The sequence below is a fragment of the Gluconobacter sp. P5E10 genome (genome assembly GCF_018812145.1).
Classification (GTDB): domain Bacteria; phylum Pseudomonadota; class Alphaproteobacteria; order Acetobacterales; family Acetobacteraceae; genus Gluconobacter; species Gluconobacter cerinus.
Window position 1 is genome coordinate 676,880 of record NZ_JACRVZ010000001.1, and the last position, 12,850, is coordinate 689,729.

11 protein-coding genes are annotated in these 12,850 nt (G+C 56.2%); 8 read left to right on the plus strand and 3 right to left on the minus strand.

Translation table 11 applies throughout. The annotated features are described in order from the left end of the window. Window positions 1–110 precede the first annotated feature (110 nt). Window positions 111–533, plus strand: coding sequence for a nucleoside-diphosphate kinase (gene ndk / locus KP707_RS03040; protein ID WP_046899630.1), 423 nt, complete (start codon window positions 111–113; stop codon window positions 531–533). 156 nt (window positions 534–689) lie between these two features. Next, a complete protein-coding gene (locus KP707_RS03045) occupies window positions 690–2,093 on the plus strand; it encodes a DUF2142 domain-containing protein (RefSeq protein WP_211502094.1) in 1,404 nt (467 codons plus the stop codon). A gap of 72 nt (window positions 2,094–2,165) precedes the next feature. On the opposite strand, the gene KP707_RS03050 is transcribed toward KP707_RS03045, so the two are convergent. The 3 genes from KP707_RS03050 to purM form a co-directional block, all read right to left on the minus strand. After that, entirely contained in the window at window positions 2,166–3,578 is a 1,413-nt protein-coding gene (locus KP707_RS03050; protein ID WP_211502095.1) for a DUF2142 domain-containing protein, read from the minus strand. 231 nt (window positions 3,579–3,809) lie between these two features. Beyond that, entirely contained in the window at window positions 3,810–4,391 is a 582-nt protein-coding gene (gene purN / locus KP707_RS03055) for a phosphoribosylglycinamide formyltransferase (protein WP_211502096.1), read from the minus strand. Beyond that, window positions 4,388–5,449, minus strand: coding sequence for a phosphoribosylformylglycinamidine cyclo-ligase (purM, locus tag KP707_RS03060; protein ID WP_211502097.1), 1,062 nt, complete (start codon window positions 5,447–5,449; stop codon window positions 4,388–4,390). The genes purN and purM overlap by 4 nt, the downstream gene beginning before the upstream one ends. A 101-nt stretch (window positions 5,450–5,550) precedes the next feature. Between purM and KP707_RS03065 the strand changes: the two genes are divergently transcribed. From KP707_RS03065 to KP707_RS03090, 6 genes are all read left to right on the plus strand, one after another. After that, window positions 5,551–6,276 carry an HdaA/DnaA family protein gene (locus KP707_RS03065; RefSeq protein ID WP_052750013.1) on the plus strand — a complete coding sequence of 242 codons (726 nt, stop codon included), beginning with the start codon at window positions 5,551–5,553 and terminating at the stop codon, window positions 6,274–6,276. Between the two features lie 183 nt (window positions 6,277–6,459). Then, window positions 6,460–8,652 carry an RNA degradosome polyphosphate kinase gene (locus KP707_RS03070; protein WP_211502098.1) on the plus strand — a complete coding sequence of 731 codons (2,193 nt, stop codon included), beginning with the start codon at window positions 6,460–6,462 and terminating at the stop codon, window positions 8,650–8,652. Window positions 8,653–8,658: 6 nt separating this feature from the next. Then, entirely contained in the window at window positions 8,659–10,137 is a 1,479-nt protein-coding gene (locus KP707_RS03075; RefSeq protein ID WP_046899624.1) for a Ppx/GppA family phosphatase, read from the plus strand. An 8-nt stretch (window positions 10,138–10,145) separates the two neighbouring features. Continuing rightward, entirely contained in the window at window positions 10,146–10,910 is a 765-nt protein-coding gene (locus KP707_RS03080) for a CDP-diacylglycerol diphosphatase (RefSeq protein WP_099210322.1), read from the plus strand. A gap of 78 nt (window positions 10,911–10,988) precedes the next feature. Next, window positions 10,989–12,131, plus strand: a complete 1,143-nt coding sequence (locus KP707_RS03085) for an MFS transporter (RefSeq protein ID WP_046899622.1) — start codon at window positions 10,989–10,991, stop codon at window positions 12,129–12,131. Then, window positions 12,128–12,814: an HAD family acid phosphatase gene (locus KP707_RS03090; RefSeq protein ID WP_211502099.1), complete on the plus strand. Its 687-nt coding sequence runs from the start codon at window positions 12,128–12,130 to the stop codon at window positions 12,812–12,814. The genes KP707_RS03085 and KP707_RS03090 overlap by 4 nt, the downstream gene beginning before the upstream one ends. The last annotated feature ends 36 nt before the right edge of the window (window positions 12,815–12,850 follow it).

Below are 12,850 nucleotides of genomic sequence, written 5' to 3' on the forward strand. Positions count from 1 at the left end.
GCCTCGATCAGTCGGGAAGAGTGAAAAAACCGCGACAGACCTATCAGGAACTACGAATTTGCTCTAGTGGAACGGCGGGATTTACCCCTTTGTCCAACAGGAGAAGAAAGATGGCTCTCGAGCGCACGCTTTCAATCATCAAGCCCGACGCCACGAAGCGTAACCTGACCGGCAAGATCAATGCCGTGTTCGAGGAAGCCGGTCTGCGCATCGTTGCTCAGAAGCGCATCCAGCTGACCGAGAAGCAGGCTGGCGCTTTCTACGCAGTTCACAAGGAGCGCCCGTTCTACGGCAGCCTCGTGTCCTCCATGCTCGCTGAGCCGGTTGTCGTGCAGGTTCTGCAGGCTGAGAACGCTGTTGCAAAGCACCGTGAAGTCATGGGCGCAACGAACCCGGCTGATGCAGCTGAGGGCACCGTGCGTAAGCTTTATGCTGAAAGCATCGAAGCAAACTCCGTGCACGGTTCTGACAGCCTTGAGAACGCGAAGAACGAGATCGCTTTCTTCTTCGCTGAGACAGAAATCCTGCCGTAAGGTCTGGGTTCTGCCAATGGAGAGCCGCAGGTTCTGTGGCTCTCCATTTCCAATGATTTGGGACGGTATCTGAACGCCCCGACTGGTCAGCCTTCACACGTTCCCGGTTCCGCTGTCATCCAGGCCCACTCTGCGGCATGATGATGGAAGAGAGGCATGGTTCGATCTGTGGGCAACGACGCTACAACTTCTTTCCTTTACAAATATCCGCTGGCTATTGTCTGGGGACTTCTGGTCTCTGCCTGCCTGATGTTTCTGGTGATCGCGACCCCGCCATTACAGGTCGCCGATGAGCCAAATCATTTTCAAAGAGCCATACAGATCTCTCAGGGACAGTTGATCGGCCATCGTTTCAGTGCCTCTGATAGCGGTGGTGTCATTCCTGAAGACAGCGTTGTATTCGCTTACAGATATGATGATCTCAAAGGTCGATATGAACGGAAAGTAGACTGGAACCGTATCTTCGGCAGCGCACCGTTAAGCTGGAAAAGTCCGAAGCGGGAAGCAGGCTTTCCAAACACGGTGATCTATTCTCCGATCTTTTATTTTCCATCAGTGGTGGGGATTGAAGTCGGCAAAAGACTTCATGAAGATATTTTAAAGTCTTTTTATCTGGCGCGCATGTCCAGCGCCGTCTTTTGCGTACTTGCCGGAATGTTCGCCCTTGCGATTGTCCGTCAGGGACGACTGATTATTGCAGCATTTCTCTCAATGCCTATGTCGCTGTCGTTGTTCGCATCCTGCTCTCAGGATGGGCCTTTGATCGCAGCCTGTGCAGTCTGTACGGCTCTCATGACGCGATTAAATGATGATTTCTGCAAGAACAGATGGTTCTGGCCGACACTCGCGCTTCTGATGGGATGCATTATTGCATCCAAGCCGCCTTATATTCTTATCGCGTTTCTACCGCTGATCATTGCTCCATGGGCGGCCTGGCGCTCGGCTGCGGGTGCGTGTGTGTTTACCGCACTTGCTGCTCTGGCATGGTCAGTTATGGGCGTTGGCTCCACAAAAATCCCTTTTCGCTCCGCAGATGGCGTTGATGCTGCGCGCCAGCTACATTTCGTTCTTTCTCACCCGCTCAAAGCAGTCGCGGTACTTCTGCACACATTCAGGGTTTCTGTTCATTCCTTGATGGGCCAGTTTGTCGGTGTTCTGGGATGGCTTGATGCACGACTTCCAGACTGGTTTTACCAGTTCGAAGTCATGTTTTTCATTCTCGTAGGTATTTTCTCTTGCCTGTACCTTACAAGAAAAATTGGAAGAGACGAGCTAGTGAGAAAGGCGCTCATACTTTGTGTGTCCATTGGGACTGTCAGCGCTGTTAGTCTTTCTCTTTATCTTATATGGACCCCCGTCGGTGACAGTTATATTGGCGGCCTTCAGGGGCGATATTATATCCCCGCTGCAATTTTCTCAGTACTGATCTTTCCTTTCGCATCAACGCCCCATTTTCTATCCGTTGCTAAAGCAAAGGCCGTTGAAATCGGGCTTCTTACGGTGGGGCTATGGGTAGGATTTGGCGCTATCGTTCAGACGATACTGGCACGGTATTGGTAATTGCCGTGACCATTTAAGAGTGAGGGGGCGGTTGCTGCGAAAGAGGTAGCCGACCCCTTGGGTCTTTATGCGTTAATTCCAAAGACGCGCATAAATGCCGGTTGCTTCAATGCAGACATGCGCAACGCAAACGAAATAGGCGCCTAAAAGGCCCGCACAGACCGTTTGATACGTCTTGTTTTGGCGCGGCAGGAACAACAGAACGCCACTTAGAATAGCAGCACAGCTTATATAAAAATAACGTCCCTGAAGGCCGCTGACAGTGTCTTCTCCAAGGTGAGAGAAGCCAACGTAGAATGCCAGAAGAGTTAAGAGCGAATAAAGCGCACCAAGCGCAATCAGGATTGCTCCGGATCGTGGACTAGCAATGGGCCGTCTGTCAGCGAGAGCCATTAGAACAATCAGAGCTATAGCTAGATACCCAGTGCCTTCGCCAATCTTGAAGAAAAGTGGCACTGGACCGCCGCCAAAACGTCCCCATGCGTCCTCCCACCACCAGTGCGAGCCAACACGGTAGGTTTCAGCGATTTCCCGAACAAAAGACCATGGGTGCTTCAGCATGGTCAGGATCTGGACTTTAGGATCTCCTCCCGTGTTCCAGTAATGCGCAGGCGTGAATGGGTAAATTCCGTTCCAGACAACGGCGGAGACAAGGCTCAATCCGACGACCGTTATACAGAATTGGATATATTTTCTCTGGGTCGGAAAGGAGTTCGTCGGCACAAGAAAGCAGCCGAGACTTAGAAAGCTGCAGGTTAATTTGAAAAGCCCCAATGGAGCGGCCAGGGCGATAATCAGTCGGATCCAGATTTTCCGGTCTTCGGGAGGGGCCATCCGGGCCCGTAGGCAGCAGGCGAGGAACAGCATTGATCCCAGATTGGTGACAGGATCGGCGCTATATGTTGTCGCCAGATGGAGGCTTGTTGGCGTGGTCATCAGGGCAAGGACGGCCAGTCGCCCTATGGGCAGCACCGCAAGGACGAGTGCGAGCATCCCGATGTATCCAAACAGGTTCCCTAAACGACCAGCGTAATATCTTGTGTCCACGTCGCCATGTCCGGCATTGGCGATCATCATAGCTGCTGCTGAGGGAATATACATCAGTGGGGAATATGAAGCGGTCGAAGGGAAATGAACGACTTCCCGGTCTCTTTTGGAGTTCTCCAGATCCTTTGCGATCTGCGCAGCGACAGTGCTGTCAGAAGGCTTATGCTGGTCCCGGTTTGAATTGAAATAGCGCACCCAGGTCAGCATACTGGTGTCGAGCCCACCCCCGAACATATGCCCCGAATAACGCTGTGCCAGAAGATTTCCCTGAGCGATCTGTTGCGCGCGGTAAAAATGGAATTCTTCATCTACGCCGCTAACAGGCGTGACGCGGTACACAAGAAAAACGCCGATAACAGCAATTGCGAGAAGATAAGCGAGTTCAAGAAGCCGCAGGTTTGTTTTGCAGAACGCAAAAAATGACGAAACGGACTTCATATCAGTGCTTATTTCCTTGTTGGGGCACATGACCGACTGCCATCCGGGCTCATATGCACCCACTCAGAGTAAGGCAATCCGAAAATTATAAAACTGAGTTTTGGAAGTGCTCAGCGTTTTTGCGGTCATTATCGGCAGGGCATTTAACTGAGAGGTGTCTTTAGTACACAGTGCCCAGATAAAATGAGGAGCGGGATGAAAGAAGAAATTTCCGTTCATCCCGCCGTCTGTTTACTGTCTGTTGATATAGTTCTGAAGAACCGAAGGATACAGGGCATGTTCCTGTTCCAGTACGCGTGCAGCAAGTGCGTCGGGTGTGTCACTCTTCAGAACCGGCACACGCGCTTGCCCAAGAATAGGCCCTTCATCCACCCCCGCAGTTACGAGGTGGACAGTACAACCGTGTTCGGTTGCGCCGGCAGCAATGGCAGCCTCATGCGTGTGCAGTCCTGGAAATGCTGGCAACAGACTAGGGTGGATGTTGAGCATCCGGCCATCCCAGGCGTTGACGAGATAAGGCGTCAGGACACGCATATATCCGGCAAGGCAGACGAGTTGGGCTCCGGAAGCGCGGATGGCGGCATCCACCTTGCGTTCGTGAGCTTCACGGTCTTTCCCAAACGCCTTGTGGTCAATGGCTGCCGTCTGAAGACCGGCCGCGCGGGCGACCTCCAGACCAGCCGCATCCGGCTTGTTACTGAGCACGAGTACGATCCGAGCCGGAAAATCCGGCCTTTCACAGGCCTCGATTAGTGCACGCATGTTGCTGCCCCGCCCGCTGATAAGCACAGCGATGGGCGTCTTCTGCATCATGCGAAGGAGACCGGTGCGGTCAGGGCATAAGCCTCGTCGGAGCGGACAACTTCACCGATCTGGAAAGCGCTTTCTCCGCGGGCTTCCAGTTCAGCCAGAACGCGCTCTGGCTCAGGAGTGACGAGAACCATGCCAATGCCACAGTTGAAGACACGGAGCATTTCATCAGCTGAAACATTTCCGGTTTCTGCCATCCAGCGGAATACGGAAGGGACGACCCACGACGAACCGTCAATGTGAACACCCAGACCTTCCGGAAGGACGCGCGGCAGATTACCTGGCAGGCCGCCGCCGGTAATATGTGCGCAGCCATGGAGCAGGCCCTTGGCGTGCAGATCCAGCACGCTGCGAACATAAAGCTTCGTAGGTGTCAGCAGGGCTTCGGCGAGTGTGTGTCCTTCAGAGAAGGGAGCCGGATCATTCCAGCCGAGGCCTGAACGGCGAACAACTTCCCGAACCAGAGAAAAGCCATTCGAGTGAACGCCTGAGGAAGGCATCCCGATCAGTGCGTCGCCTTCGCGGATGCCCGCGGGAAGGAGAGCGCCGCGTTCTGCCGCGCCGACACTGAAGCCGGCGAGATCATAATGCCCCGGTGCATACATGCCCGGCATTTCTGCAGTTTCGCCACCGACCAACGCACAGCCGGATTCTGCGCAGGCATGGGCGATGCCCTTCACGACCGTTGAGGCATCTTCAATGGAGAGCTTGCCGGTCGCCAGATAGTCTAGGAAGAACAGCGGGGTTGCGCCTTGAACGACCAGATCGTTTACGCACATCGCCACGAGATCAATACCGACCTCATCATGCTTGCCGGCTTCGATCGCGACCATGAGTTTCGTGCCCACGCCGTCTGTGCAACTGACAAGGACCGGATCGGTGAAACCGGCAGCCTTCAGATCAAACAGGGCACCGAAGCCGCCCAGTCCGCCCATTGTGCCGGGACGGTTCGTGGCTTTGGCTGCGGGCTTGATGGCATCGACCAGGGCATCGCCTGCTGCAATGTCTACACCAGCCTGTGCATAGCTGGCGCCCTGGGAGGTGTCGGGCTGATCGGTCATGATGAAGCTTCCCGCTGGTTGACGTGACGCCGTTCTAGAGCATCCTGCACGCGGGCGGAACGCTTGAATTGAAGGCGTAACGGCATGAAAAGGGATGAGGGATGACAAAACAGGACGGACAGGAAGGGCACGCCATAAGCGATGCCGGACCTCAGATGGCCTTTCCTCTGCGTCGTCCGACCGCGATGACAGCTGAACGCTTCATCACGAGCCCTTCAAATGCGCCTGCGCGCGCGTGGCTTTCACGCAAAGTGTGGCCTGATGGCCGATTGTGGCTCTGGGGGCCCGCGGGCACGGGAAAAACCCATCTGTTATCTGTCTGGGCGCAGGAGCATGATGCGACCATTCTGGATGCGCGCCTGTTTTCTCATGCCTCTTCCGGAGGGCGCATTCGCGTAAGGGGAAACCTTGCGATTGATAATGCCGATTCGCCGGGCGATGAGGCAACCATGCTCCACCTGCTGAATGACGCGCTGACGCAGGGGGACCGGGTGTTGATGGTTGGGCGCCTTCCACCGTCACGCAGCCATGTCTCCCTGCCAGATCTGGGAAGCCGGCTCCGTGCGACCGCAACGACGGCCACGGGAGAGCCGGAGGACGATCTGCGGGCAACGTTGCTACTTTCTCTTCTGGCGGATCGTCAGCTCGTTGTTTCGCAGTCCGTTACGGAATGGCTTTGGCGTCATCTGCCGCGCACGGGAAATGCTCTGGTTTCGGCGGTTGAGCGGCTGGATGATGCGGCCCTCGCCCGTGGAACCGCAATTACACGGGCGCTTGCGCGAGAAATGCTTCCCGATCTTCTGATGCCTGATATGTCAGAGGAATGACATAAAACCTACGTTTGACACACTTCTCCCAAGCCTTGATCTTAAACGGGTTTTGGTTCGAGCTTCCCGGAAGAGACCATCGTGACGACTGAAAATAATAAGCCAACTCCCCGTCGACGTTCGCGCAACCAGCCGCGAGAGGGGAATCTGACGCCAGCCGCAACCCGGGCCCGGCGGCGCAGAATGGTTGTTCCGACAGCTGAAGACTATGCTGACATGCCAACATCCCCAGCGCGGTTCATCAACCGGGAGCTTTCCTGGCTCGACTTTAATCAACGCGTCATTGAAGAAGCCGAAAGTTCGCGCAATCCGCTTCTGGAGCGTGTCCGTTTTCTCTCCATCAGCGCCAGTAACCTTGATGAGTTCTACTCGGTCCGTGTTGCGGGGCTGGTAGGGCAGGTCCGTGAAGGCATGGTTGTGCGCAGCCCGGATGGAGCGACGCCTGTTCAGCAGCTTTCGGCAGTACGTCAGAAAGCCCGGTTCCTTCTCGCAGAGCAGCAGCGGGTCTGGCATCAGCTTGAAGGTGAGCTGAAAGAGGCCGGTATTTCCATCCTGTCGACCGAAAGCCTGGACGCTACGGATCTTGCACAGCTCTCAGCCCTGTTTGATGAGCGTGTTTTCCCGGTTCTGACGCCGCTGGCCGTTGATCCGTCTCATCCGCTGCCGTTTATTCCGAACATGGGGCTGGCGCTGGTGATGCGTCTCAAAGACCCCGCCTCGGGCAAGCACGTCATGGACGGGCTGATCCTGCTTCCAGCACAGGTGCCGCGTTTCCTGCGCCTTCCGGCCCGGGTTGGTGAAGGCAAGGATGCTACGGGTGAAATCCGCTTCATCCTGCTTGAAGACCTGATCAGCCTGTTTGCGGATCGCCTATTCCCCGGTCTCATGATTGGTGCCGCCGGTGTCCTGCGGATTATCCGTGATACGGACGTCGAGTTTGAGGACGAGGCGGAAGATCTCGTTCGTTCTTATGAAACGGCTCTCAAGCAGCGCCGTCGTGGCGTCGGTATTCATCTGGCTCTCGATCACAAGCTCCCTGAAACGCTCGGGCGCGAAATGGGTGAAGAGCTGGGTGTTGGTGACGAAGATGTCGTGGTCATGCCCAATTTTGTGGGCGTTGTAGATCTGAAGCAGTTGATTGTGGATGACCGCCCGGATCTGGTTTTCCCACCGTACAGCCCACGCTTCCCGGAACGCATTCTGGATTATGATGGAGACTGCTTTGCAGCGATCCGGGCTAAGGACATTGTCGTCCACCACCCGTTCGAGAGCTTCGATGTGGTTGTGCAGTTCCTGCGGCAGGCTGCGCGTGATCCGAATGTGCTGGCCATTAAGCAGACGCTGTATCGGACCTCACGCGATAGTCCGATCGTTCATGCTCTGATCGAGGCGGCGGAAGCCGGAAAATCCGTCACGGCCATGGTTGAGTTGCGCGCCCGGTTCGACGAAGAAGCCAATATTCGTCTTTCGCGTGCGCTGGAAGCGGCGGGCGTGCAGGTTGTCTTCGGGTTTGCGCATCTGAAAACGCACGCGAAACTGAGCCTTGTGGTGCGTCGTGAAAACGGGACACTACGGTCTTACGCCCACTTCGGCACCGGGAACTATCATCCCATTACCGCCCGGATTTACACGGATCTGTCGTTCTTCACCTGCGATCCAAAACTTGCGTCAGACTCTGCGCGGCTGTTCAATTACATGACCGGTTATGCCACGCCGGAAAAAATGGACGCGTTAGCCTTCTCTCCCATGACGATCCGTTCCACGCTTGAACAGCTCATCCGTGACGAGATTGCTCATGCAAAGGCAGGGCGTCCCGCCCGGATCTGGCTGAAAATGAACAGTCTGGTCGATGCTGAACTGATCGACCTGCTTTACGAAGCGTCGCAGGCCGGTGTGAAGATCGTTGGGATCATTCGTGGCATCTGTTGCCTTCGCCCGGGTGTGCCGGGGCTGTCTGACAACATCGACATCAAGTCCATTGTCGGCCGTTTTCTGGAGCATGCGCGTGTCTTTGCGTTTGGAAATGGGCACCGGATGCCGTCGCATAAGGCAAAAGTTTTCATTTCTTCCGCGGACTGGATGGTGCGAAACATGGATTGGCGGGTAGAAGCAATGGTGCCTATCACCAACCCAACCGTCCACGCGCAGATTCTCGGCCAGATCATGACCATGAATATCAAGGACAACCTTCAGAGCTGGACGCTCTCCAAGGACGGGCGTTGGCATCGGGTGTCTCCTGGTGCACATCCGTTCTCCGCACACGAGTACTTCATGAACAATCCCTCCCTGTCTGGCCGTGGGTCGGCCGCACGGGAAAAAGCTCTTCCGGAGGCCCATCGCCCGCGCGAACGGCCTGACCGGATTCTGGAAGACTGAAACCTCATGTCATCATCTGCACAGCGCTCCGCCATCGTCGATCTCGGGTCCAACTCCGTTCGGCTCGTGGTCTTCGAAGGCGTAGCGCGCAATCCGCTCCCCATCTTCAATGAGAAAGTTACACTCAAGCTGGGGCGCGGTCTGGATGCAACGGGTCGCCTGAACGACGAGGGCGTTACACTGGCGATGGACGTGTTGGGCCGGTTCCACACCGTCGCGCGGGCCATGGGAGCGGAACCTTTCGAAGTTCTGGCCACAGCGGCTGTGCGTGACGCCTCTAACGGGCCTGACTTCGTTTCTGCCATCCGTGCAAGAATGCCGGGTGTGGCTATCCGTGTGCTCGAAGGCACTGAGGAAGCAGATTATGCGGCCCGTGGTGTTCTCTGTGGGCTGCCGGAAGCCAATGGTCTGGTCGCGGATATCGGCGGCGGCTCACTGGAGCTCATCCATGTTGCTGACGGACAATATTATGAAGCCCTGACAACCAAGCTTGGCGTCATTCGTCTTCAGGATCGGGCGAAGGGTGTTCTGCTGGAAGCTGAGCGGATTGCCTCTGAAATGCTTCAGGAAGTCAACTGGCTTCCGGGTATGAGTGGCCGCCCATTGTATCTGGTCGGCGGAGCGTTCCGGGCTCTGGCACGTCTTCAGATTGCACGGACGCAGTATCCTCTGAATCTTGTCCATCTCTTCACGCTTTCCGAGGGTGAAGCACGCGAGATGTCGGATTGGGTCATCGGCGCCTCAAAACGTACTCTTGAAAAACTGCCGAATGCCCCACGCAAGCGGTTGGGTGATGCGCCTTTTGCCGCGGTCGTTCTCAAGTGCCTGATGGAACGTGTTCGCCCGTCCAAAGTGGTGTTCAGCGTGGATGGCCTGCGAGAAGGCTGGTACATGCGGCACGTCGCCTCCTCTGTCGCCGGGGAGGATCCCATGACGACGCTGGCGGAGGAAATGGCGGACCGTTTGGCGCGAAGCGTAACGCTCTCAAAGGCGCTCGTGGATTGGACGACACCGATTTTCCGGGGTGAAACACCGTCCCAGAAGCGTCTGCGTCAACTGACCTGTACCCTCTCGGATATCGGATCCTACGATCATCCGGAATATCGTGCTGAACAGACCTATCAGCGTGTGATGCATTGTCACGGCGTGGGGTTCGAACACACGGCCCGTGCATTTATCGGCCTGACCCTGGCCGTGCGTTATGAAGTGGCGATGGACTCTCCACTGATTGAGCCCTCGCGCCGCCTTCTGTCCCGCTCTGAAATTGATCGTGCTGTGAAGCTGGGTCTGGCACTCCGTCTGGCCTATACGCTGTGCGCGGGAACAGAAGTGTTGCTGGAAGAATGCCGCCTGCTGGTGGAAGAACCTCAGCTTGTGCTGATCCTCGGTGCACGGAGTGTCCGTGCAGCAGGAAGTGCAGTCCGTCGACGCTTTGAACGATTGGCCGCAGCCATGCAGCTTGAGGCTCAGGTAAGGGAAGAATGAGTTTGAGAATGAAGATCGGGACTAAGGCTGCATTGGGACTGTGTGCGGCCCTCACGATTGGTGCCGGCCTTGTCGGTTGTGGCAAGGTTCCTGGGCATGACCGTAACAAGTTGTGGGAACTTGTCGGAAGCCGTTGCGCGAAGGATGCCCAGCATCATCCGTGTGCAGTATATGATCCGCAGGATGGTTATGCTCTTCTGAAAGATCTGGCCGGGCATGGTCAGTATCTGCTCATCCCGACACGGAAAGTGCCTGGCATCGAAGATCCTTCGTTGCTTCAGACTGACACGCCAAACTATTTCTCTGAAGCCTGGGCCGAACGTCACCGGGTGTCGGAGGGATATGGTTTTCCCGTTTCAGACGATCATCTTTCGCTGGCTATCAATTCCCGTGATGGCCGGACGCAGGATCAACTTCACATTCATATTGACTGTCTGACGCCCTATGTCCGTGGGGAAATTGACAAGAACATGATTGGTGAGGACTGGACCCCGGTCTCCCTTTACGGTCATCCGTATCGTGCCAAGCTGGTGCAGACCCTTGATCAGTCGCCTTTCCGGCTGATTGGTGCGGAGAACATGGGCGATCATACGATCGTGGTGACACCGGGCCATCATGGTGGCTTCGTCATTCTCGACGATGTCGCTCATGCTCTGGACCGCGCATCCGGTGAGGAAGTTCAGGATCACAAGTGCAAGATTGATGATCCAAAACACAAGAGCATGCATATGGACGGCATGGAGCCGGGCATGCACATGAACGGGATGATGTAACCCTCCATCTTGTTCTCTGCCTCCGGGACTGGCATGGTTCGATCATCCTCGAACACTTGTTAATCCCGGAGATTGCCCGTGAACTGGCCTTTATTGGCGCTGGCCGTGGGCGCGTTCGCCATCGGAACCACCGAATTCACTCCGATGGGTCTTCTGCCTGTCATTGCACAGGGCCTTCAGGTTACTGTCCCGAAAGCGGGCGGACTTGTAACGGCCTATGCTGTAGGCGTGATGGTCGGCGCGCCTTTCATAACTCTTCTTCTCGCAAGACTTCGTCGGAAATTCGCCCTGACGCTCCTGATGGGGCTTTACGTTGCGGGGAACCTCCTGTCTGCCGTTGCAGGAAGCTATGAGCTTCTGTTCGCTTCACGCGTTCTGACCAGTCTGGCGCACGGTGCGTTCTTCGGGCTGGGCGCTGTCGAAGCGTCTGCCGTTGTTGCGCCAGAGCGCCGGGCGAGTGCCGTTGCAACAATGTTCATGGGGCTGACGGTCGCCAACATTATCGGCGTCCCGGCTGCCACGTGGCTTGGCATGAATTTCGGCTGGCATATGGCCTTTGGTGTGACGGCCATTCTGGGCGTTCTGACCATGATTGCCGTGCAACTGGCTCTTCCGGCCCGTGAGGCTGGTCCTGTTCCAGACGTTGCCAGCGAACTCAAGGCGCTGTTGAGGGCGAATGTTCTGCTCGCTTTGACCACGACGGCCATCGGGGCAGGGGCCATGTTCGTGCTCTACACGTACATCACGCCTATTCTTCAGCACATCACGCATGCCAGCCCACTGGTCATTACGGTTGCCCTGATGCTGACGGGCGTTGGATTCTCCATCGGAAATGCGATTGGTGGTCGCAGCGCGGATCGCTCTCTGGATGGCAGTCTGCTGATGTTTTTTCCCATTCTGGGTGCTGTCATGCTGCTCTTCCCCTGGGTGGCTCAAACCGTACCAGGTGCGCTGATCGCAACACTCGTTTGGGGCGCAGCAACCTTTGCTTTGATGCCAGCTCTTCAAATGCGGGTCATGCAGGCTGCTCACGATGCACCAGCCCTGGCATCCTCGGTCAATATCGGTGCCTTCAATCTTGGAAATGCGATTGGGGCCGCTCTGGGTGGTGTCGCCCTGTCCATGGGGTTGGGTTATCCCGGTGTTTCCGTTATCGGAACGGCTCTGGCCCTCGTTGGGGTCGGTCTTGTTCTCTTTTCGCGAAAGGTGGCCCCGCCATGACCCGTTCCTTTCTGCTCGCCACCGGGCTTTTCTTCAGTGCGGCTCTCACGCCATTTGCGGCCTACGCCGAGCAGCCTGCCAACGTTGGTGACGCTGTCATGGCTGCCAGCGCGTATCACGATAGTGGTGACTACCAGCACGATTTTGACACGGTGATCGCACAGGCTCGTCACTGGGTGTCCGAGCGGGCGCCTCAGGTGCACAAGCCAGCTATTGTTCTCGATATTGATGAGACGACACTCTCCAATTGGGACGAGATCCGGGCGGACAACTTTGGTTATATTGCCAATGGTCCCTGTGATGCGCTGCCGAAAGGTCCTTGCGGGGCGATTGCCTGGGAAAAGAGCGGCCGTGCTCCGGCGTTCGCTTCCACGCTGGCTCTGATTGATGAAGCCGAACGGAATCATGTCGCTGTGTTCTTCATCACAGGCCGTCATGAAGATGAGCGTGAAGCGACAGCACGCAATCTTCATCTGGCTGGAATCAAGCATTGGGACGGGCTGGATCTGCGTCCAATGACATCTCATGGGTATGCGGCGCACTATAAGGCTCCAGCACGCGCTGCCATCGAGGCCAAGGGGTATACGATCATTGCAAGCTTGGGAGATCAGCCTTCTGATCTTGCGGACGGACATGCAGAGAAGGGCTTCCTTCTCCCCAACCCGTTTTATCGCGTTCCCTGAGACATATCTGTTTTCGGTATAAAAAAGGTGCTCAGG